Origin of the sequence: Rossellomorea sp. GCM10028870, from assembly GCF_042666755.1 — a bacterium.
GTDB lineage: Bacteria > Bacillota > Bacilli > Bacillales > Bacillaceae_B > Rossellomorea.
This window is the reverse complement of record NZ_JBHTGN010000001.1, coordinates 1546968-1568514: the sequence shown is the minus strand read 5'-3', so window position 1 is coordinate 1568514 and position 21547 is coordinate 1546968. Positions and strand designations below refer to the sequence as shown.

21 protein-coding genes and 1 other annotated feature are annotated in these 21547 nt (G+C 42.2%); all 21 genes read left to right on the top strand.

Annotation, left to right across the window (positions count from 1 at the left end; translation table 11 throughout):
• Positions 1-513 precede the first annotated feature (513 nt).
• The 21 genes from ACFQWC_RS08080 to pyrE all read left to right on the top strand — a co-directional run bounded on the left by ACFQWC_RS08080 (position 514) and on the right by pyrE (position 21480).
• Positions 514-801: a YlmC/YmxH family sporulation protein gene (locus tag ACFQWC_RS08080; protein WP_299740698.1), complete on the top strand. Its 288-nt coding sequence runs from the start codon at positions 514-516 to the stop codon at positions 799-801.
• Between the two features lie 50 nt (positions 802-851).
• Positions 852-1688: a peptidoglycan editing factor PgeF gene (gene pgeF / locus ACFQWC_RS08075; RefSeq protein WP_299740700.1), complete on the top strand. Its 837-nt coding sequence runs from the start codon at positions 852-854 to the stop codon at positions 1686-1688.
• Complete coding sequence (locus ACFQWC_RS08070; RefSeq protein ID WP_299740702.1) at positions 1675-2349, top strand: YggS family pyridoxal phosphate-dependent enzyme; 675 nt, start codon at positions 1675-1677, stop codon at positions 2347-2349. The genes pgeF and ACFQWC_RS08070 overlap by 14 nt, the downstream gene beginning before the upstream one ends.
• Positions 2350-2365: 16 nt before the next feature.
• Positions 2366-2809 carry a cell division protein SepF gene (locus tag ACFQWC_RS08065; RefSeq protein WP_299740704.1) on the top strand — a complete coding sequence of 148 codons (444 nt, stop codon included), beginning with the start codon at positions 2366-2368 and terminating at the stop codon, positions 2807-2809.
• An 8-nt stretch (positions 2810-2817) separates the two neighbouring features.
• The gene (locus ACFQWC_RS08060; RefSeq protein ID WP_299740706.1) at positions 2818-3081 is read left to right on the top strand and encodes a YggT family protein; all 264 of its coding nucleotides are present in this window, start codon (positions 2818-2820) and stop codon (positions 3079-3081) included.
• A gap of 96 nt (positions 3082-3177) precedes the next feature.
• Positions 3178-3948, top strand: coding sequence for a YlmH family RNA-binding protein (locus ACFQWC_RS08055; protein ID WP_299740708.1), 771 nt, complete (start codon positions 3178-3180; stop codon positions 3946-3948).
• 89 nt (positions 3949-4037) lie between these two features.
• On the top strand, positions 4038-4553 hold the full coding sequence (locus ACFQWC_RS08050; protein WP_034755815.1) for a DivIVA domain-containing protein: 516 nt from the start codon (positions 4038-4040) through the stop codon (positions 4551-4553).
• A 50-nt stretch (positions 4554-4603) separates the two neighbouring features.
• Positions 4604-4841: a binding site (T-box leader), on the top strand.
• Positions 4842-4947: 106 nt separating this feature from the next.
• A complete protein-coding gene (gene ileS / locus ACFQWC_RS08045) occupies positions 4948-7719 on the top strand; it encodes an isoleucine--tRNA ligase (RefSeq protein WP_299740714.1) in 2772 nt (923 codons plus the stop codon).
• A 136-nt stretch (positions 7720-7855) separates the two neighbouring features.
• Positions 7856-8137, top strand: coding sequence for a hypothetical protein (locus ACFQWC_RS08040; protein WP_299740716.1), 282 nt, complete (start codon positions 7856-7858; stop codon positions 8135-8137).
• Positions 8138-8246: 109 nt separating this feature from the next.
• Entirely contained in the window at positions 8247-8765 is a 519-nt protein-coding gene (gene lspA / locus ACFQWC_RS08035) for a signal peptidase II (RefSeq protein WP_299740718.1), read from the top strand.
• On the top strand, positions 8713-9624 hold the full coding sequence (locus ACFQWC_RS08030; protein WP_299740720.1) for an RluA family pseudouridine synthase: 912 nt from the start codon (positions 8713-8715) through the stop codon (positions 9622-9624). The genes lspA and ACFQWC_RS08030 overlap by 53 nt, the downstream gene beginning before the upstream one ends.
• Before the next feature lie 187 nt (positions 9625-9811).
• Positions 9812-10357 (top strand): bifunctional pyr operon transcriptional regulator/uracil phosphoribosyltransferase PyrR, encoded by a 546-nt coding sequence (gene pyrR, locus ACFQWC_RS08025; RefSeq protein ID WP_044337457.1) that lies wholly within the window; start codon positions 9812-9814, stop codon positions 10355-10357.
• A gap of 147 nt (positions 10358-10504) precedes the next feature.
• The gene (locus ACFQWC_RS08020; protein ID WP_377106824.1) at positions 10505-11833 is read left to right on the top strand and encodes a uracil-xanthine permease family protein; all 1329 of its coding nucleotides are present in this window, start codon (positions 10505-10507) and stop codon (positions 11831-11833) included.
• Positions 11834-11995: 162 nt separating this feature from the next.
• Positions 11996-12874, top strand: coding sequence for an aspartate carbamoyltransferase catalytic subunit (locus ACFQWC_RS08015; protein ID WP_299741289.1), 879 nt, complete (start codon positions 11996-11998; stop codon positions 12872-12874).
• Between the two features lie 16 nt (positions 12875-12890).
• Complete coding sequence (locus tag ACFQWC_RS08010; RefSeq protein ID WP_341357857.1) at positions 12891-14177, top strand: dihydroorotase; 1287 nt, start codon at positions 12891-12893, stop codon at positions 14175-14177.
• Positions 14174-15265 (top strand): carbamoyl phosphate synthase small subunit, encoded by a 1092-nt coding sequence (locus tag ACFQWC_RS08005; protein ID WP_299740729.1) that lies wholly within the window; start codon positions 14174-14176, stop codon positions 15263-15265. The genes ACFQWC_RS08010 and ACFQWC_RS08005 overlap by 4 nt, the downstream gene beginning before the upstream one ends.
• On the top strand, positions 15258-18470 hold the full coding sequence (gene carB / locus ACFQWC_RS08000) for a carbamoyl-phosphate synthase large subunit (RefSeq protein WP_299740731.1): 3213 nt from the start codon (positions 15258-15260) through the stop codon (positions 18468-18470). The genes ACFQWC_RS08005 and carB overlap by 8 nt, the downstream gene beginning before the upstream one ends.
• Positions 18467-19240 carry a dihydroorotate dehydrogenase electron transfer subunit gene (locus ACFQWC_RS07995; protein ID WP_299740733.1) on the top strand — a complete coding sequence of 258 codons (774 nt, stop codon included), beginning with the start codon at positions 18467-18469 and terminating at the stop codon, positions 19238-19240. Before carB ends, ACFQWC_RS07995 begins: the two co-directional genes overlap by 4 nt.
• Positions 19237-20178: a dihydroorotate dehydrogenase gene (locus ACFQWC_RS07990; RefSeq protein WP_299740735.1), complete on the top strand. Its 942-nt coding sequence runs from the start codon at positions 19237-19239 to the stop codon at positions 20176-20178. Before ACFQWC_RS07995 ends, ACFQWC_RS07990 begins: the two co-directional genes overlap by 4 nt.
• The gene (gene pyrF / locus ACFQWC_RS07985; RefSeq protein ID WP_299740737.1) at positions 20150-20860 is read left to right on the top strand and encodes an orotidine-5'-phosphate decarboxylase; all 711 of its coding nucleotides are present in this window, start codon (positions 20150-20152) and stop codon (positions 20858-20860) included. Before ACFQWC_RS07990 ends, pyrF begins: the two co-directional genes overlap by 29 nt.
• Positions 20857-21480, top strand: coding sequence for an orotate phosphoribosyltransferase (pyrE, locus tag ACFQWC_RS07980; protein WP_377106819.1), 624 nt, complete (start codon positions 20857-20859; stop codon positions 21478-21480). Before pyrF ends, pyrE begins: the two co-directional genes overlap by 4 nt.
• Positions 21481-21547 lie beyond the last annotated feature (67 nt).

Below are 21547 nucleotides of genomic sequence, written 5' to 3'. Positions count from 1 at the left end.
AAAGCGGAGGCGGCTCGTTCAGCCCCGACAAGCACAACAGGAAAACCCCAAAAGGCGCTTTTTGCCTTATGGGGTTTTTCTGTTGTGACCTCGAGGGGCTAGCCGCCGTAGCTGGACAATAAGAAAAGCGGAAGGGCTTTGCCCAGAGGCGACAAGCATAAGGCGAACCATCCGGAAAGGCGTTCTTTGCCTTTTTGGATGGTTTGACTTATGACCTCGAGCCTCTAAGCCCTGCAGCTGGACAAAGAAAAGCGGAGGCGGCTCGTTCAGCCCCGACAAGCACAACAGGAAAACCCCGAAAGGCGCTTTTTGCCTTATGGGGTTTTTCTGTTGTGACCTCGAGGGGCTAGCCGCTGAAGCTGGACAATAAGAAAAGAAAGGCAGATCCTTCTCTGAAAGGTCTGCCTTTCTTTTTGCTGCATACACTAATATTAACTACTTGAATAAGGTGAAGGAACAGCGATTAATTTATGTGAATAAATGTGAAACAAGGAGAAAAGAGGGTGAAAACGGATGGTGCGTATATCTGAGTTTCAGGTGAAAGATGTCGTGAGTATTTCGGACGGGAGAAAGTTAGGGAATATAGGGGACATAGAAATTAACCTGGATACAGGAAGGATTGAGGCGATCGTAATCGGGGGAGGAGGAAAAATATTAGGATTCTTCGGTAAAGATGAAGATATTGTGATCCCTTGGAGCAGCATTGTAAAAATAGGGGAGGATGTTATTCTGGTACGATATAAAGAAAATCATCATATTCAAGGTCAGCTCCAGGAACCGAAACAATCTCCCGATACATGACGAATCTTCAAAGTCTATGGTACACTTAATAAAAACGAAGGAGATTCAACGTGTCGAAGGAGCCTTTTAAAAGAGAAACAGAATCTTATTATTTTATAGATACATGGACGAAAGAGAATCCAAGGCTAGTTGCAGGGATCACGACAAGGTCGGGAGGTGTCAGTACCGGACCATTTCACTCTTTCAATATGGGGTTGCACGTTGAAGACGATGAATCCTCGGTGATTGGTAATCGTCAAATACTTGCTTCCAGTTTAATTATGCCTGTTGAATCATGGGTAGCTGCTGAACAAACCCATGGAAATAATATTCATACAGTAGGAAAAGTAGACAAGGGAAAAGGCGCAGAGTACTATCATACCAGCATTAAAGATACCGATGGCTTTATCACATGTAATGAGAATATTCTTTTAACCATGTGCTATGCAGATTGTGTTCCGCTATATTTCCTGGACAGAGAATCGGGTACTATCGGATTGGCTCATGCCGGATGGAAGGGTACAGTTTTAGAAATCGGGCCCAAAATGGTCGGTGCTTTTATGGAACAAGGGGCCTCCAAGTCTTCTCTAGAGGTTGTTATCGGGCCATCCATATGTGAAAATTGTTATGTAGTTGATGACTATGTGATTGATAAAGTGAAAAAAACACTAGAAGATGAAAACAACTTACCCTATAATTTAAAGGAAGAGGGACAATATTACCTCAATTTAAAGAAGTTGAATGAACAGCTTTTAGTACAAACTGGTTTAAATGCTGAACAGATCCACACTTCTAGTTATTGTTCATCCTGTCACAATGAGTTTTTCTCCTACAGAAGAGATGGTGGGAAAACAGGAAGAATCATGAGCTTTATTGGCTGGAAGGAGAAAGAAGATGAAAGTATCTGAAAAATTTAGAATCATCCAAGGAAATATTGAAAATGCATGTAAGAGCAGTAGAAGAAACCCTGAAGACGTACATGTTGTTGCGGTCACTAAATACGTTTCAATTGAGAGGGCAGAAGAAGCGGTTGAAGCCGGCCTTATTCACTTAGGGGAAAATCGTGACGAAGGACTGCTCTCCAAGTGGGAAGTTCTACAGGACAAACCCCAGTGGCATTTCATTGGATCTCTGCAAACTAGAAAAGTAAAAAACATCATTGATAAAGTATCATACATACATTCTCTGGATCGTCTGTCATTAGCCAAAGAAATTCATAAAAGAGCGGACAAGCCTGTGTCTTGTTTTGTTCAAGTGAATGTTTCGGGAGAAGACTCGAAACATGGGTTATCTCCTCAAGAAGTAAAAGAATTTATTGGGAGTTTAAAAGACCTCACAAATATTAAAGTCGTAGGATTAATGACGATGGCTCCACATACGGACGATGAACCATTCTTACGGACATGTTTTAAACAGTTGAAAACAATCCAGGAAGAAATCAAAGCATTAAACCTTCCATACGCCCCTTGTAAAGAATTATCAATGGGGATGAGCAATGATTACATGATTGCAATCGAAGAAGGGGCTACGTTTATTCGTATTGGAACTGCATTAGTTGGAAATGACTGAGAGGGGATGAATACAAATGGGTATCAAGTCGAAGTTTAAAACGTTCTTTTTGTTAGATGAAGATGAATATGATTATGAAGAAGAAAAGTTTGAAGAAGAATACGAGGAGAAGAAGCCCATGAAGTCGCAGCCTTCAAATTCGAAACAAAATGTTGTCAGTCTTCAAAGTGTTCAAAAGTCCTCTAAGATGATTCTTGTTGAACCAAGAGTATACGCCGAAGCTCAAGAGATTGCTGATCACTTGAAAAACCGGCGCTCTGTACTTGTTAACTTACAGCGAATTCAGCATGATCAAGCGAAACGCATTGTCGATTTTTTAAGTGGAACTGTTTACGCGATTGGCGGCGACATTCAGCGTGTTGGAGATAATATTTTTCTTTGTACGCCTGATAATGTTGAAGTAAGTGGAAATATCTCAGAATTCTTAAAAGAGGAAGATCTATCAGATTCGAGGTGGTAATGTAAACTATGGTGTTGCTTTATGAGATTTTATCGAACCTTATTCAAATTTACTCCTGGGCTTTAATCATTTATATATTAATGTCCTGGTTTCCAAATGCAAGGGAGACGGCGATTGGGCAGTTCTTAGCAAGAATATGCGAACCGTATTTAGAACCGTTTAGACGTTTTGTTCCTTCAATCGGGATGATTGATATTTCACCAATCGTGGCGTTCATTGTGTTGAACTTAGCACAATCTGGGTTATACCAATTATTTAGATGGCTTCTTTAATTGAGAAGCAGGAGATCATATATCCTTTAAAGAACTGAAACGTATTGAACAGTTTCAGTTTTTTTATTTTGGGTAAATCACAGAGGAGGTGAGCGTTTGTCTTCAATTCATCAACATTTCAGACCGGATGAGAAAGAGTTTGTGGATGCTGTATTGGAATGGAAACTGGCAGTGGAAAACCAATATTCAGCCAAACGAACAGACTTTTTGGATCCGAGACAACAGTATATTGTCGAGTCAATCATCGGAAACAACGATGAAATTCTCCTCTCATTCTATCCTGAGAATACAGAGAGGAAGAGAGCGTTATTGTATCCTTCTTATTTTCAGCCTGAAGAAGAAGATTTTGGAATTAGGCTATTTGAAATACAGTACCCGTCCAAGTTTGTTACAATAGAACATAGACAGGTATTAGGGTCTCTTATGTCATTAGGCTTGAAACGTGAAAAATTCGGGGATATTTTAGCAGTGGACGATACCATTCAACTCATGCTTGCTGATGAGATTTCTGAATACGTTCGAATGGAACTCACACAAATAGGGAAGGCAAAGATATCCTTGAAGGATATTCCTTTGAAGGATCGAATCGTGAGTAAGGAAGAATGGCTCGAAAAAGTGACTACTGTAAGTTCCCTGCGGTTAGATGTTGTTCTTGCAGCAGTTTATAATGATTCCCGCCAAAAAGCTCAAAGCTTAATCAAGAGTAATCATGTAAAAGTTAATTGGAAAACAGTCGAAAATGCCTCTTTTGAAGTCGAAGCCGGCGATGTACTTTCAGCAAGAGGATACGGAAGAAGTAAGTTATTGTCCATTGAAGGAAGAACAAAACGGGAGAAATGGCGAATTTCTGTCGGAATACTGAAATAATTTAAGAAAAATAAAGGAATACTCCCACATACTGTCGAAATTTTAGTTATAATAAATATGTAATTCACCAAGTACTGGAGGTGGCTCCCATGCCTTTAACGCCATTAGACATACATAACAAAGAATTTAGTCGTGGCTTTCGTGGTTATGATGAGGATGAGGTCAATGAATTTTTAGATCAAATTATTAAAGATTATGAAATTCTTATCCGTGAGAAGAAAGAAACCGAAGAACGTTTAAACTCCTTGAATGAACGTTTAGGTCATTTTACAAGCATCGAGGAAACATTAAACAAGTCAATCGTCATTGCTCAAGAAGCAGGGGAAGAAGTTAAGCGTAATGCAATGAAAGAATCGAAGCTGATCATTAAGGAAGCCGAGAAGAATGCTGATCGCATCGTTAACGAATCATTATCCAAAGCCCGTAAGATTGCCATTGAAATTGAAGAACTAAAGAAGCAATCAAAGGTGTTCCGAACTCGTTTCAAGATGTTAATTGAAGCCCAACTTGATTTACTTGATACAAATGACTGGGATCAATTAATGGAATTCGATTTGGATGCAACAGATTTAAAAACTTTAAAAGAAGAAGAGACATTGTCTTGACGAAAAGAGCAATACTTTCATATAATTGAACAACAATCTAAATTGCCATAATGAAGGCTAAGACAGGGACAGTACGTTTCTTATGATCATTCCTTTCTAGCGAGTCGGGGACGGTGAAAGCCCGACAAGGAACAAAGGTACGGAAGATCACCCTAGAGCTCTACTCATGAAATTCACTTCTGAAGAGTAATGAATAGCGTCTTGATCACGTTACGAATCAAAACGAGTGAAGGTCGGTTTCGATCTTTATGAGGGTGGTACCGCGGGAAAAGTTTTCTCGTCCCTTTCCAGGGATGAGAAAGCTTTTTTTTGTTTCTAAAAGGGATAGCCTGATTAAGAATTGCAGGTTTTAGAAAAGATGGCAATTAAGAGAAACGTTTAGGAGGAAGATTTCATGGAGTATAAAGATACATTATTGATGCCCAAAACGGAATTTCCGATGAGAGGCAATTTACCGAAACGCGAACCGGATACACAGAAAAAATGGGAAGAAATGAATATTTACCAAAAAGTGCAGGAGAGAACGAGTGATCGTCCATTATTTGTTCTTCACGATGGACCACCGTACGCGAATGGAAACATTCATATGGGTCATGCATTAAATAAAATCCTTAAAGACTTTATCGTTCGCTATAAATCCATGAGCGGGTTTCATGCACCGTATGTTCCAGGCTGGGACACCCATGGCTTACCGATTGAGCAGGCGTTAACGAACAAAGGCGTGAAACGTAAAGAAATGACTATCGCTGAGTTCCGTAAATTGTGTGAGGAATATGCATATGAGCAGGTTGACAATCAACGCATTCAGTTCAAACAATTAGGGGTGCGCGGGGATTGGGATAATCCATATATTACATTAAAGCCTGAATATGAAGCTCAACAGATTAAAGTGTTTGGTGATATGGCGAAGAAAGGCTATATCTACAAAGGTAAAAAACCAGTGTATTGGTCTCCATCAAGTGAATCCGCTCTTGCAGAAGCAGAGATTGAATATCAGGATAAGCGTTCTCCTTCCATCTATGTCGGTTTTGCCGTTACAGAAGGAAAGGGAGTTCTTGAAGAAGGGACTCAATTAGTCATCTGGACGACAACACCTTGGACGATTCCTGCTAACCTGGGAATTGCCGTGCACGAAGATCTAAGTTATGTCGTAGTAAATGTGAAAGAAAGCAGCTATGTAGTAGCTGAAGATTTATTAGAAGAAGTAGCGAAGAATCTGGAATGGGAAGATTACTCTGTATCCCAAAAGGTTAAAGGTGCAGAGCTTGAGCATATCGTGGCAAAACATCCATTATATGATCGGGATTCACTTGTTGTCCTAGGGGAGCATGTCACTACTGATTCTGGTACTGGATGTGTTCATACCGCTCCAGGACACGGGGAAGATGACTTCCTGGTAGGAAAGAAATATGGTTTGGATGTGTTATGCCCGGTTGACGATAAAGGCGTTATGACATCTGAAGCACCTGGATTCGAAGGTTTATTCTACGATAAAGCCAATAAACCGATTACAGAAAAGCTACAGGAAACAGGAGCATTATTAAAGCTTAACTTTATCACTCACTCCTATCCACATGATTGGCGTACGAAAAAGCCTGTTATCTTTAGAGCGACGGCACAATGGTTTGCGTCAATCGATAAATTCCGTAAAGAACTGCTGGAAGCTGTCAATGAAACGAAATGGGTACCTGCTTGGGGGGAGACACGCCTTTACAATATGGTTAGAGACCGTGGAGACTGGTGTATTTCAAGACAACGTGCATGGGGAGTGCCTATCCCGGTATTTTATGCTGAAAATGGCCAGGAAATCATTACAGATGAAACAATCGACCATGTATCGAAGCTCTTCCGTGAACATGGATCAAACATCTGGTTTGAAAAAGAAGCGAAGGATCTTCTACCTGAAGGATTCAGCCATGAAGGAAGTCCGAATGGGAAGTTCACAAAAGAACAGGATATCATGGACGTCTGGTTTGATTCAGGTTCCTCACATCAAGCGGTGCTTGAAGAAAGAGATGACCTCAAGCGTCCTGCAGACCTTTATTTAGAGGGATCTGACCAATATCGCGGATGGTTTAACTCTTCTTTGACTACAAGTGTAGCAGTGACGGGTAAAGCTCCATATAAAGGCGTGTTAAGTCATGGATTTGCTCTTGATGGTGACGGAAGAAAAATGAGTAAATCATTAGGGAACGTAGTCGTTCCTGAAAAAGTGATGAAGCAGCTTGGAGCCGATATCCTTCGTCTGTGGGTTGCATCGGTTGATTATCAAGCAGATGTACGTGTATCGGATCCAATCTTGAAGCAAGTGGCTGAAGTGTATCGTAAAATCCGTAATACGTACCGTTTCTTATTGGGAAATCTTTCCGACTTTGATCCAAGTACCAATGCGGTATCCTTCGATCAATTAAGAGAAGTGGATCAATTCATGCTTGTAAAGCTTAATGATCTTGTGAAAAATGTGAGAAATTCATACGACAAATATGAATTTGCAAGCATCTATCACGCTGTAAATAATTTTTGTACGCTTGATTTAAGTTCATTCTATTTAGATTTTGCGAAGGATGTTCTATATATCGAGTCAGAAAATCATGAAGAGCGTCGAGCCATTCAAACTGTGTTATATGAATCCCTGATTGCGCTTACGAAACTGATGTCTCCAATCCTGTCTCATACAGCTGATGAAGTGTGGGCTCATATCCCTGGAGTAGAGGGAGAGAGTGTTCAACTAACAGATATGCCTGAAGTGCAAGAGGTAAGAAATGCTGATGAGTTGAAGAAGAAATGGAATGCTTTCCTTGAGTTAAGAGATGATGTTTTAAAGGCTCTTGAAGAAGCGCGTAATCAGAAGATGATTGGTAAATCATTAACGGCTAAAGTGACCCTTTACGTAAATGATGAAACGAAAGCTTTACTAGGTTCAATTAAGGAAGACTTAAAACAATTATTCATCGTCTCCGCATTTGAAATCGGTGGAGCAGTGAACGAAGCACCAGAACATGCATTAAGTCTTGGTGAAATCAATATTGTCGTGGAAAAAGCGCAAGGTGAAACATGTGACCGCTGCTGGATTGTCACACCGACAGTCGGCAAGGATAAAGATCATCCTACTCTTTGCACAAGATGTGCATCAGTAGTGAAAGAAAGCTATTCACACCTGGCATAATTTAAAAAGGCTGACTCACACTCAATGTGAGTCAGTCTTTTTTCGTCCAGACAGCCTTTCTAATTCCAAAATTGCTATATCTTGCAACACAATTTTTAGGTCTGTTTCCCCCATACTATAAATGGAGGGATCAAAGATGACATATGACCGATACACATCCATTGTTCAAGAACTGACCACATCCTTGAAAGAGCTGGAGGCAAGTCAATCTCAACATCCTTTAATTCAGCAGTATATTGATGAAGAAATTACAGAAGTGAAACAAGCGTTAAATCGATTTAGAGATAATCAATATGGCTATTGTGAAATGAGCGGAGAAGAAATTCCCTATGATTTCATTAAGATGAACCCAACATGCACATCTCTGGAAGATGCATTGGAATGGAGACGATTTGGAAAAATCTCATCTTATTCCTAACAGCCACACTATAGGTTTTCGTCGTTCTCCTTAGTTTAAGTGTCTTTATTCTCCCTTTTATGCTAAAATGCAAAGGTAATCATTTAAACGATGTTCGGAGGTTACCTTTGTGTATTATTATTTATTGGCTTTGGTTGTGATTGGACTCGATCAATTAACAAAATGGTTGGTTGTGAAACGAATGACAGAAGGAGAAAGTATAAAGATCATTGACAACGTCTTATATCTTACTTCTCATCGAAATCAAGGTGCAGCATGGGGAATACTTCAAGGGCAAATGTGGTTTTTTTACATTATTACAGTAGTAGTGATTGTAGGTATCGTGTATTATATGCAAGTCCATGCAAAAGGGCATTCTTTATTCAGTTTAAGTTTAGCCTTTATGCTTGGTGGAGCTATTGGAAACTTTATTGACCGTATCTTTCGAAAAGAAGTGGTTGATTTCTTAAATACATACATCTTTTCCTATGATTTTCCGATATTTAATATTGCAGATGCAGCATTAACCATTGGAGTGGCATTGTTACTAATTTACATGTATTTAGACGAACGAAAAGCAAAGAAGGAGAACAAAAATGGAAGTAATTCAGCACAACATACAGCAGGAAGACCAGGGAGAACGAATTGATAAAGTCGTAAGTCAGTTGAATAAGGAATGGTCCCGTTCACAGGTTCAACAATGGATAAAGGAAGGGCATATTCAAGTGAATGGTGATGCAGTTAAACCCAACTTTAAATGTCCTCTAGATGCAGTCATCACGGTTTCAATCCCTCAACCGGAAGAGCTGGATGTAGAGCCGGAAGATCTTAACCTTGACATTGCATATGAAGATGGGGATGTCATCGTTGTAAATAAGCCAAAGGGAATGGTCGTTCACCCTGCACCTGGGCATTATTCAGGTACAATGGTGAACGGATTGATGTATCATTGTAAGGATCTATCAGGCATTAATGGAGTTCTAAGACCGGGGATCGTCCACCGTATAGATAAAGACACTTCCGGCTTACTGATGGTGGCGAAAAATGACATGGCCCACGAGCATTTGGTAAATCAGCTTGTAGAAAAGTCGGTTACAAGAAAATATACAGCCATCGTACATGGTCTTATTCCCCACGAATACGGCACCATTGATGCTCCAATCGGAAGAGACCCTAAAGATCGTCAGAGTATGGCTGTAGTGGATAACGGCAAACAAGCAGTTACTCATTTCAGAGTGCTTGATCGTTATAAAGATTTTACATTAGTTGAATGTGAATTGGAAACTGGGAGAACGCATCAAATCCGTGTGCATATGAAGTATATCGGCTTCCCCCTTGCCGGGGATCCTAAGTATGGACCAAGGAAAACACTGAGCATAGAGGGACAAGCTCTTCACGCAGGGGTTTTAGGGTTTGTTCATCCCAGAACAGAAGAATATATGGAATTTCACTCGGAGTTACCTTTAGAGTTCACTAAACTTGTGAAGCATCTTGAAAATAATCGTTGACAAATTCCGACTCGACCTTTATGATTTAGTTAATTGAATAAGTAACCTTTAATACGGTCCCGTGAGGCTGAGAAGGAGCATGTACGACCAAATCGTTTTGGCGTGCAATCAGATTACAACGATAAGTGTGCCCTCTCATCCCTACGGTGAGAGGGATTTTTTATTTTAAAGAAACGAGGTGGCGAAAGTGACAAAGAAAGCAACGGTATTGGATCAACCCGCCATTCGAAGAGCTCTGACAAGGATAGCTCATGAAATCATTGAACGCAACAAAGGAATTGAGGACTGTGTTCTTGTTGGAATCAAAACAAGAGGCATCTACATCGCTAACCGATTAGCGGAGCGAATCCATGATATTGAAGGCGAAAAGATTCCCGTAGGGGAAATAGACATAACCCTATACCGAGATGACTTAACTAAGAAAACAGAAGATCATGAACCCGAGGTGAAAGGTTCTGACCTGCCTGTTGATATTACCAACAAGAAAGTCATCCTGGTAGACGATGTATTATTTACAGGAAGAACGGTCAGGGCAGGCTTGGACGCATTGATGGATCTTGGACGACCAAGTCAAATCCAACTTGCAGTACTGGTCGATCGTGGACATAGAGAATTACCGATACGAGCAGACTTTGTTGGAAAAAACATTCCTACATCCAGCTCCGAAAAAATTATGGTTGCCTTAACAGAGGTCGATCAGGAAGATATCGTCGCAATACACGAAAAAGAATAACGGAAGTCCTTTTAAGAGTGGTCCCGTGAGGCTGACAAAGGATGGGAATGAAGGTAATAATAGACCTTCTTGTACCCTCTTTGTGCCCTCTTTTGGACAAAGAGGGTTTTTTATTGGGGAATTTGGGTATTAGAGGAGGAAAAATAAATGAGTCAAAACCAACAAGTTGTATTAGATGTAGAAGAAGTACCGAAGTTAGGAAAATGGATCACTTTAAGTATACAGCATTTATTCGCCATGTTTGGAGCAACGGTATTAGTTCCATTCCTGGTAGGGTTAAGCCCGGGAGTCGCCCTTATCTCAAGTGGTTTAGGAACACTTGCTTACCTCTTCATTACAAGGGGCAGAATTCCTGCTTACTTAGGATCATCCTTTGCTTTCATTGCACCTATCTTAGCTGCAAAGAGCTTTGGAGGACCGGAGGCTGCCATGATGGGAAGCTTTCTCGCCGGGATTGTTTACGGAATTGTTGCATTACTGATATCTAAACTGGGGTTGAAATGGCTGGTGAGAATTCTTCCACCGATTGTTGTAGGACCAGTGATTATGGTTATCGGATTAGGCCTGGCAGGAACGGCCGTAAATATGGCCATGTATGAAAATCCTGGAGCAGAAGAATTGGTTTACAGTAACACACACTTTATGGTGGCACTTGCGACTCTGGCCATTACCGTGATTTGCTCGATTTACTTCAAAGGGTTTCTTGGAATGGTACCGATTTTAGCTGGAATCATTGGTGGATATGTCATCGCGGTTTTTGCAGGGTTAGTAAATTTCCAACAAGTATTCGATGCACCGCTTTTTCAAATGCCGGACTTCTTCATGCCATTTGTTGACTACACGCCAAGCTTCTCTTGGGAAATCGTGTCCATAATGGTACCTGTTGCCCTCGTAACTTTGGCAGAGCATACAGGAGACCAGATGGTTCTAAGTAAAGTAGTAGGAAGAAACTTCATTGAGAAACCAGGTCTTCACCGTTCCATTCTTGGGGATGGGGTAGCAACTGTGATTGCATCCTTCCTCGGTGGACCACCTAATACAACGTATGGTGAAAATATTGGAGTATTAGCCATAACACGAGTGTTCAGCGTATTCGTAATTGGAGGAGCCGCAGTCCTTGCCATCATGTTCGGATTTGTCGGTAAGATAACAGCCTTGATTGGATCGATACCATCAGCCGTCATGGGCGGAGTATCCATCCTTCTGTTCGGAATCATCGCCTCTAGCGGACTGCGCATGCTGATTGATAACAAAGTAGACTTAGGAAACAAGAGAAACCTGGTGATTTCCTCAGTGATCCTGGTAATCGGGGTAGGAGGGGCATTCGTGAAGGTCAATGAGCAGGTATCCTTATCAGGAATGGCTCTAGCAGCGATTGTCGGAGTTCTCCTTAATCTTGTCTTACCAGGCAGAGAAGAAAGCGAAGGAGAAAACAACTTATTCGAAGAAGAAAATGCTAAGCATGATGTTGCATAGAAGCACCTTTTAACATGGTCCAGAGAGTCTAAGAAGGGTGAATTTGAACAAGACAGGCACGTGGGATTTTTCGCACGGTCCCTGTTGGCATGTTCAAAAACACCCTGTCAGAAAATTGGCAGGGTGTTTTTTTGAAAGAAGAGAAGAAAGGGTTGTCCCATGATGAAGAACTTATTGACAATGAATGACTTATCAAAAGAGGAAATCATTGAAATATTAGATGCAGCTGAACACTTTAAAGAGGGGGAAACATGGAAGGAAGGCTCCAATAAATATGTAGCCAATCTTTTTTTCGAGGCAAGTACCCGGACGAAATGCAGTTTTGAAATGGCGGAAAGGAAACTTGGGCTCGAGGTCATTCCATTTGAAGCACAGACTTCAAGTGTACAAAAGGGAGAAAGCTTGTATGACACGGTGAAAACATTAGAAAGCATCGGGGTCGAAACCGTTGTAATCCGGCACTCACTTGAACGATATTTCGATGAACTTGCACCACTTAACATAAGCGTCATCAACGGAGGCGATGGATGTGGTAATCATCCAACTCAATGCCTTTTGGACCTGTTGACCATACGACAGGAATTTGGAGGATTTGCAGGACTGAAGGTATCGATCATTGGAGACATTGCCCACAGCCGGGTGGCACGATCCAATGCAGAAGCGTTAACAAAGCTGGGAGCCGAAGTCATGTTCTCTGGACCAAAGGAATGGTTCCCATCACAGGACCGACATCAATATAGGCCGATAGATAATTGTATAGCAGATTCCGATGTGGTCATGTTACTGAGAATTCAACATGAGCGACACGATAGTACATCAAGTTTAACGAAAGAGGAATACCATGAAAGCTTTGGCTTGACGGAAAGTCGAAAAGCACGAATGAAACCAACCGGTATCATTCTTCATCCGGCACCGGTCAACCGTGGGGTTGAAATTGCAGATTCATTGGTGGAATGTGATCAATCAAGAATCTTTAAGCAGATGGAAAATGGAGTTTACATCAGAATGGCTGTTTTAAAGAGAGCACTTGAAAGCAACTAACTAGGGGGAATTTGAAATGAATTGGTTAATCCGAAATGCACGTATTCTAGCAAAGAATGGTGTTCTTGAGATAGTGGATGTGAAGGTGGAGAATCAGAAAATCATCGAGATGGGAACAGACCTCAAACGTACCGATCACCAGGAATTTCAAGCAGATGGGTTATTGATTTCCCCAGGCTTTGTTGATCTTCATGTCCATTTAAGGGAACCAGGGGGCGAACACAAAGAAACAATCGAAACGGGAACAAAAGCTGCTGCGAAGGGTGGTTTCACTACCATCGCTGCAATGCCTAATACAAGACCCGTACCTGACTCGGTAGAAAATCTGCAAGCCCTAAACAAGAAAATCTCTGAAACAGCGAGTGTTCGCGTATTACCTTATGCCGCCATCACAGAGAGACAAATTGGAAAAACGCTTAATGACTTACCTTCCTTAAAAGAAAATGGGGCATTTGCATTCACAGATGACGGGGTAGGGGTGCAATCGGCAGGGATGATGTTTGAAGCCATGAAGAAGGCAGCCGGCATCAATGCATCCATTGTGGCCCACTGTGAAGAGAATACCCTGATTTATGGAGGAGCGGTTCATGACGGAACATTCTCCAAAGAGCATAACCTGAAAGGAATACCTTCCATCTGTGAAGCCGTACATATATCCCGGGATGTGCTGCTTGCAGAAGCAGCAGGTGTACATTATCACGTTTGTCATATTTCAACAAAAGAGTCAGTAAGAGTGGTCCGTGATGCTAAAAGGGCTGGGATCAATGTGACAGCTGAAGTAACACCACACCATCTTCTCCTGTGTGAAGATGATATTCCAGGGCTTGATACGAATTTCAAAATGAACCCGCCTCTTAGAAGCAAAGAAGATCAGCAAGCGTTAATAGAAGGATTGCTGGATGGCACCATCGACTTTATTGCGACGGATCATGCACCTCATACGGAAGCAGAGAAGTCAGAAGGGATGCAGCTCGCTCCTTTCGGAATTGTAGGATTGGAAACAGCCTTTCCGTTACTCTATACACACTTTGTAGAAAAAGGAATCTTCACATTAAAGCAGTTAATTGACTGGATGACGATTAAACCAAGCTCAGCATTTAACCTTCCGTTTGGACTACTAGAAGTAGGAGGAGAAGCTGACTTTACGCTTATAGATTTAAATGAACAAAAAGGGATTGACCCAGCTGAATTTTTATCAAAAGGAAAAAATACCCCATTTACAGGCTGGGAGTGCAGAGGCTTTCCAAAAGCTACTTTTTATCAGGGATCTCTTGTATGGAATGAAGGAGGAAACAAACAATGAAAAGACAACTCATTTTAGACGATGGAACAGTATTCGTAGGAGAAGGATTTGGAGCGAATAAAGAAACGATTGGAGAAGTGGTTTTCAACACAAGTATGACAGGATATCAGGAAATACTATCAGATCCATCTTACTGTGGACAGCTTGTCACATTAACCTATCCTCTAGTAGGGAACTATGGAATCAATCGCGACGATTTTGAGTCCATCACTCCAGCTATCAAAGCATTCATTGTGAGAGAAGTTGCTGATTTTCCTTCTAACTGGAGAAATGAATCAACATTGGATGAATTATTAAAAATAAAAGGGATTCCAGGAATTTCAGATATCGATACCAGAAAGTTAACAAGAATCATCAGACAGCATGGAGCAATGAAAGGCATCATTTGCTCAGCTGAATTAGATCCAAAAGAAATGCTTGAGAAATTGCATGATACAGCTCTAAGAACAGATCAAGTCATGCAGGTTTCGACCAAAACAGCTTATGCCAGTCCAGGAAGAGGATATCGTGTCGTATTAATGGACTTTGGGATGAAACACGGAATTCTGAGAGAATTAAACAAGCGTGATTGTGACGTGATTGTGGTTCCTTACAATACGTCAGCTGAAGAGATTCGTCGCTTGCAGCCTGACGGGATCATGCTCTCAAATGGGCCGGGGGATCCGAAAGATGTGCCGGAAGCCATTGAGACCATTAAAGAGCTACTGGGAGAAATTCCACTGTTTGGTATTTGTTTAGGGCATCAATTGTTTGCTCTGGCATGTGGAGGGGACTCCTTCAAAATGAAATTTGGTCACCGCGGAGGCAACCACCCGGTAAAAGATATAAAAACTGGAAAAGTAGCACTGACTTCCCAGAACCACGGCTATGCAGTAGATGAAAAGTCATTGACAGGATCAAGGCTTCAAGTTACTCACATGGCCATCAATGATGGCACAGTAGAAGGATTAAAGCATTTAGACTTCCCGGCCTTTACGGTTCAGTATCACCCTGAAGCGTCACCTGGACCTGAGGATTCAAATTACTTATTCGATGATTTCTTACAACTTATGAAAGATGAGAAAAGAAAGGAGCTTCAACATGCCTAAACGTACAGACATTAAAAGCATCTTAGTTATCGGAAGCGGACCAATCATCATAGGACAGGCTGCAGAATTCGACTATGCCGGAACTCAAGCGTGTATCGCCTTAAAAGAGGAAGGCTACCGTGTTATTCTTGTAAACTCAAACCCAGCTACAATCATGACTGACGCTGAAATGGCAGATAAAGTGTATATCGAGCCACTTACACTGGAGTTTGTCAGTCGAATTATTCGCAAAGAACGACCTGACGCCCTACTTCCTACATTAGGTGGGCAAACGGGATTGAATCTGGCTGTTGAACTTGCTAAATCGGGCGTTTTAGAAGAATGCGGAGTTGAAATTCTCGGGACGAAGCTTTCTGCAATCGAGAAAGCGGAAGACCGTGACTTGTTCAGGAACTTGATGAATGAAATGGGAGAACCGGTTCCGGAAAGTGAAATCATTCATTCCTTAGATGAAGCCTATCAATTTGTGAATGAAATAGGCTATCCGGTCATCGTTCGTCCTGCCTATACATTAGGTGGAACCGGTGGTGGAATTTGTCACAACGAAGACGAATTGGTCGAGATTGTAAGCTCAGGATTGAAATATAGTCCGGTAACCCAATGTTTGCTGGAGAAAAGTATTGCTGGCTTCAAAGAAATAGAATATGAGGTTATGAGAGATGCAGCCGATAACGCCATCGTGGTGTGTAATATGGAAAACATCGACCCGGTTGGAATTCATACGGGAGATTCAATTGTTGTAGCACCAAGTCAAACCTTAAGTGACCGTGAGTATCAAATGCTGCGGAATACAAGCTTAAATATCATCCGTGAATTAGGAATAGAAGGGGGCTGTAACGTCCAGCTTGCCCTTGATCCGGACAGCTTCCAGTATTACATCATCGAAGTGAACCCAAGGGTGAGCCGTTCTTCTGCACTTGCATCAAAAGCAACGGGATACCCAATTGCGAAGCTTGCAGCAAAAATTGCTGTAGGACTGACCCTGGATGAAATGATGAATCCTGTAACAGGTAAAACATATGCATCATTCGAACCTGCCCTGGACTATGTGGTGACAAAGATCCCGAGATGGCCATTTGATAAATTTGAGGCTGCCAAGCGTAACCTCGGTACGCAAATGAAAGCAACCGGTGAAGTAATGGCGATTGGGCGAACATTGGAAGAGTCACTTCTTAAAGCGATTCGTTCCCTTGAAAGCAACACGTATCATATAGAATTAAGTGATGCTGAACAATTTACAGACGAGTGGATCGAGAAGAGAATCCGCAAAGCAGGAGATGAACGCCTCTTCTATATCGGGGAAGCACTTAGAAGAGGAGTGACGATTGAAACCATTCATGATTGGAGCAAAATCGATCTTTTCTTCCTGTATAAAATGAATAGAATCGTAGAATTCGAAAAGGAATTAACTCTACATCCCTTCAATCTTGAGCTGGGCCAAAAAGCAAAGCGTATGGGCTTCTCAGATATCACGATTGCCAAGCTATGGAATAGTACAGAAGCAGAATTGTATAGCTGGAGAAAAGAAAATAAATTGACACCTGTCTATAAAATGGTAGATACATGTGCGGCTGAGTTTGAATCGGAAACTCCTTACTTCTATGGAACCTATGAGGATGAGAATGAATCCAAGGTCACTTCTCGGGAGAGTGTCATCGTTCTTGGGTCAGGACCGATCAGGATCGGTCAGGGAGTCGAATTTGATTACGCGACCGTTCACTCTGTCTGGGCCATTAAAGAAGCGGGTTATGAAGCGATCATCGTAAATAACAATCCAGAAACGGTTTCGACCGACTTCAGCATCTCGGATAAATTATACTTTGAACCTCTTACGGTAGAAGATGTGATGCACATCATTGATCTTGAAAAGCCTAAGGGAGTTGTCGTGCAGTTTGGTGGGCAAACCGCGATCAATCTTGCAGAAGAGCTAGTGAGAAGAGGAGTCACGATTCTCGGTACATCCCTTGAAGATTTAGATCGTGCAGAAAACCGGGACAAATTCGAACATACACTGAATGAACTGGGCATCCCTCAACCTGAAGGGAAAACAGCGGTATCTGTAGAAGGAGCCATTAAGATCGCAGAAAGCATCGGTTACCCGGTTCTGGTAAGACCGTCATACGTTCTTGGTGGAAGAGCGATGGAAATCGTGTATCGGGAAGAAGAACTTCTTCAATACATGAAGAATGCAGTGAAAGTGAATCCACAGCATCCGGTTCTAATCGACCGTTACCTGATCGGAAAAGAAATTGAAGTGGATGCCATTTCTGACGGAATAGACGTAGTCGTCCCTGGAATCATGGAACATATCGAACGGGCTGGAGTTCACTCGGGAGATTCCATCGCGGTCTATCCTCCACAGCAGCTCACTCAAGAACAGAAACAAACCATTGTTGATTATACAACGAGACTCGCCAAAGGCTTAAACATCGTTGGGTTACTGAATATCCAATATGTCATCTCAAAAGGAGAAATATTTGTTCTGGAAGTGAACCCACGCTCCAGCCGAACAGTACCATTCATCAGCAAGATTACGAATGTACCGATGGCGAATATTGCAACTAAGTCCATACTTGGAATCTCCCTGAAAGATCAAGGATATGAATCAGGATTAATTCCTGAAAAACATGGTGTATATGTAAAGGTTCCTGTATTCTCCTTTGCCAAGCTAAGACGGGTGGACATCACTTTAGGGCCTGAAATGAAATCAACAGGTGAAGTAATGGGGAAAGATCTTACACTGGAAAAAGCCCTCTACAAAGGAATGGTTGCAGCAGGGATGCAAATGAAAGAGTACGGCTCTGTACTCATGACCGTAGCAGATAAAGACAAAGAAGAAGCGGTTCTCCTGGCGCAACGCTTTATCGATATCGGGTATCAGATCCTTGCAACTAAGGGCACGGCTGAGCATCTGACTAAAGCAAACATCACCGTTCGTGAGGTGGATAAGATCGGATCTACCGGACCAACCCTGCTGGATATCATCCAAAGTGGAGAAACACAGCTTGTCATAAACACTTTAACAAAAGGAAAACAACCTGCCCGGGACGGATTTAGAATCCGTAGAGAATCTGTAGAGAATGGCATTCCATGTCTTACATCCCTGGACACGGCAGAAGCCATCCTGAGAGTGATTGAATCCATGACATTCTCTGCTGAGGCTCTTCCATCACAACCGAAGACGAGAGAGGCGGTTTTTCAATGATCGTAAATCAAAAGATGGTTGTGCTTTCTCATGAAAGAATAGCTGAAAACATCTTTGAATTGGTTCTACAAGGGGAATTGGTGAACGAGATCAAGGCTCCTGGGCAATTTGTCCATATTAAAGTGGGTACGGGAATAGACCCTTTACTTAGAAGGCCGATTTCCATCGCCTCTCACAACCCGGAAAACCTCACGATGACATTGATCTACCGTGCTGAAGGGAAGGGAACGATCCTTCTTTCAGAGGTGAAAATAAGAGAAACAGTCGACGTTTTAGGACCTCTTGGAAATGGTTTCCCAGTCGAAGACGCAAGTAAGACCGCACTGTTAGTAGGTGGAGGAATTGGAGTTCCTCCCCTCTACGGTCTTTCTAAAAAGCTGGTTGAAAATGGTTGGACAGTGAAACACATCCTCGGTTTTCAAACTGAATCCGTGAGCTTTTATGAAGATATGTTCAGAGAATTGGGTGAAACCTTTGTCGCCACAGTGGACGGAACCCTCGGAACTCCCGGTTTTGTAACAGATGTTATTCGAGAAAAAGCACCGGCCTTTGATGTGTTTTATTCCTGTGGTCCGACTCCGATGCTAAAAGCACTTCAAGTCGAATTAGAGGACAAACGAGGGTTTATCTCTTTAGAAGAACGAATGGGCTGCGGAATAGGTGCATGCTTCGCTTGTGTTTGTCATAAACAGGATGATCCTGAAGGGGCAAGCTACGTGAAGGTTTGTAGTGACGGACCTGTATTTCCAGTAGGGGTGGTGCTTTTATGAAATCATTAAAAATCGAATTACCGGGATTATCATTAAAAAACCCGGTCATGCCGGCATCAGGCTGCTTTGGCTTTGGTCGCGAATATAGTCAATTCTATGATTTAAGCGAGCTTGGGGCGATCATGATCAAAGCGACGACGGAAGAAGCTCGTTTTGGAAATCCTACTCCCCGCGTCGCAGAAACGAACGCCGGGATGCTGAATGCGATTGGTTTACAAAATCCAGGACTAACAGGTGTGATGGAAAACGAACTTCCATGGCTTTCCCAGTACGATGTACCAATCATTGCAAATGTGGCTGGTTCTCAAGTTGAGGATTATGTGGAGGTGGCAAGAGTCATCTCAACCGCAGAAAACGTTAAGGCCCTTGAATTGAATATCTCCTGTCCAAATGTAAAAACAGGGGGAATTGCCTTTGGTACCATTCCCGAAGTGGCAAAAGAATTGACTGAGAGAGTAAAAGAAGTCTCGCAGGTCCCACTATATGTAAAGTTATCACCGAATGTCTCCAATATTGTCGACATGGCCAAGGCTGTTGAAGCAGGGGGGGCAGACGGGCTGACAATGATCAATACACTCCTCGGGATGAGGCTGGATATGAAGACAGGAAAGCCGATCCTGGCTAATAAAACAGGTGGATTGTCAGGACCAGCCATTAAACCTGTCGCGATTCGTATGATTTATGAAGTAAGTCAACAGGTGGATCTTCCGATTATCGGAATGGGGGGCATACAAACTGCTGAAGATGTGATTGAATATTTTTACGCAGGGGCAAGTGCCATAGCCGTCGGTACAGCAAACTTCGTGGATCCATTCGTGTGTCAGCGTATCATAAAAGATTTACCGCCGTTACTTGATGAGCTGGGAGTGGACCATATATCCCAATTGACCGGAAGGAGCTGGGGGAAGCATGAATCAAAAGCCGTTTATAGCTCTTGATTTCCCAACGTGGGAGAAGACATCAATCTTCTTAGATCAATTTTCAGAGAGTTTAAATGTAAAAGTAGGTATGGAGCTATACCTTCAAAATGGACCGGTTATCATCGAAAAGATTTTAAATAAAAATCATCGTATCTTCCTGGACTTGAAGCTACATGACATTCCCAATACAGTATACGGCGCCATGAAGGGACTTGCCGGGTTCGACCTGGACCTGATCAATGTGCATGCTGCAGGTGGCAGTGTGATGATGGAAAAGGCGCTGGAAGGTCTGCATGCGGGTACTCCTGCCAATCATAAACGAGCAAAACTGATTGCCGTCACACAATTGACGTCGACAACGGAAGAACAAATGCAGAAAGAACAACTAATTATTAAATCCATTAATGAGTCTGTCTTACATTATGCCACCCTTTCGAAAGAAGCGGGACTTGATGGAGTGGTATGTTCTCCTCACGAATCACGCCTGATTAAAGAACATTGCGGTTCTGACTTTATACGTGTAACTCCTGGGATCAGATTAGCAGAAGATCATTTAGGAGATCAAAAAAGAGTCACTACACCACAAACGGCAAAAGAATTAGGATCTTCCTACATTGTCGTTGGAAGAAGTATCACAGGTGCCGATAATCCGGTACTTGCATATGAGCGGATCGTACATGAATGGGAGGACAAAGAATGAAACAAGAAATCGCAAAAAAACTATTAGACATTGAAGCTGTATTTTTAAATCCGACGGAGCCATTTACATGGTCATCCGGAATAAAGTCCCCGATCTATTGTGATAATCGACTGACCTTATCTTATCCTACAGTGCGGGATGAAATCTCTACGGGTCTTGTTGAGATTATTAAAGAGCAATTTCCTCAGGTGGAAGTCATTGCGGGGACTGCAACAGCTGGAATTCCACATGCTGCTTGGGTGAGTGAAAAATTAAACCTTCCGATGTGTTATGTCAGGTCAAAAGCGAAAGCTCACGGAAAAGGTAAACAGATTGAAGGGAAAGCGACGCCTGGACAAAAAGTGGTCGTGGTAGAAGACCTCATCTCAACGGGAGGTAGCTGTATTACGGCTGTAAACGCATTAAGAGAAGCGGGCTGTGAAGTATTAGGGGTAGCTGCCATTTTCACATACGAGTTAGAAAAAGGAAAAAGGATGCTGGGGGAACACGACATTAAAGCATATGCTCTATCCGATTACTCAAGCTTATTGGACATAGCGCTTCAAAACTCCATCATTCGTGAAGAAGATCTGGAACAATTGAAGCTTTGGAGTGAAAATCCTGAGAAGTGGGGCAGTTAAGGTGGAAAGCAACTCTTTTGTGAGTTGCTTTTTAGTTTTAATAGGAGAATGATAGTGGGGAGGCGTT

Excerpts from the sequence above, each read along its gene's own strand:
- ACFQWC_RS08060 (WP_299740706.1), top strand. The coding sequence starts at position 2,818 with ATGGTGTTGCTTTATGAGATTTTATCGAACCTTATTCAAATTTACTCC.
- ACFQWC_RS08065 (WP_299740704.1), top strand. The coding sequence starts at position 2,366 with ATGGGTATCAAGTCGAAGTTTAAAACGTTCTTTTTGTTAGATGAAGAT.
- ileS (WP_299740714.1), top strand. The coding sequence starts at position 4,948 with ATGGAGTATAAAGATACATTATTGATGCCCAAAACGGAATTTCCGATG.
- ACFQWC_RS07995 (WP_299740733.1), top strand. The coding sequence starts at position 18,467 with ATGATCGTAAATCAAAAGATGGTTGTGCTTTCTCATGAAAGAATAGCT.
- ACFQWC_RS07990 (WP_299740735.1), top strand. The coding sequence starts at position 19,237 with ATGAAATCATTAAAAATCGAATTACCGGGATTATCATTAAAAAACCCG.
- pyrE (WP_377106819.1), top strand. The coding sequence starts at position 20,857 with ATGAAACAAGAAATCGCAAAAAAACTATTAGACATTGAAGCTGTATTT.
- ACFQWC_RS08015 (WP_299741289.1), top strand. The coding sequence starts at position 11,996 with ATGAAGAACTTATTGACAATGAATGACTTATCAAAAGAGGAAATCATT.
- ACFQWC_RS08020 (WP_377106824.1), top strand. The coding sequence starts at position 10,505 with ATGAGTCAAAACCAACAAGTTGTATTAGATGTAGAAGAAGTACCGAAG.
- ACFQWC_RS08070 (WP_299740702.1), top strand. The coding sequence starts at position 1,675 with ATGAAAGTATCTGAAAAATTTAGAATCATCCAAGGAAATATTGAAAAT.
- ACFQWC_RS08080 (WP_299740698.1), top strand. The coding sequence starts at position 514 with ATGGTGCGTATATCTGAGTTTCAGGTGAAAGATGTCGTGAGTATTTCG.
- pyrF (WP_299740737.1), top strand. The coding sequence starts at position 20,150 with ATGAATCAAAAGCCGTTTATAGCTCTTGATTTCCCAACGTGGGAGAAG.
- ACFQWC_RS08050 (WP_034755815.1), top strand. The coding sequence starts at position 4,038 with ATGCCTTTAACGCCATTAGACATACATAACAAAGAATTTAGTCGTGGC.
- ACFQWC_RS08040 (WP_299740716.1), top strand. The coding sequence starts at position 7,856 with ATGACATATGACCGATACACATCCATTGTTCAAGAACTGACCACATCC.
- ACFQWC_RS08010 (WP_341357857.1), top strand. The coding sequence starts at position 12,891 with ATGAATTGGTTAATCCGAAATGCACGTATTCTAGCAAAGAATGGTGTT.
- carB (WP_299740731.1), top strand. The coding sequence starts at position 15,258 with ATGCCTAAACGTACAGACATTAAAAGCATCTTAGTTATCGGAAGCGGA.
- ACFQWC_RS08030 (WP_299740720.1), top strand. The coding sequence starts at position 8,713 with ATGGAAGTAATTCAGCACAACATACAGCAGGAAGACCAGGGAGAACGA.
- ACFQWC_RS08005 (WP_299740729.1), top strand. The coding sequence starts at position 14,174 with ATGAAAAGACAACTCATTTTAGACGATGGAACAGTATTCGTAGGAGAA.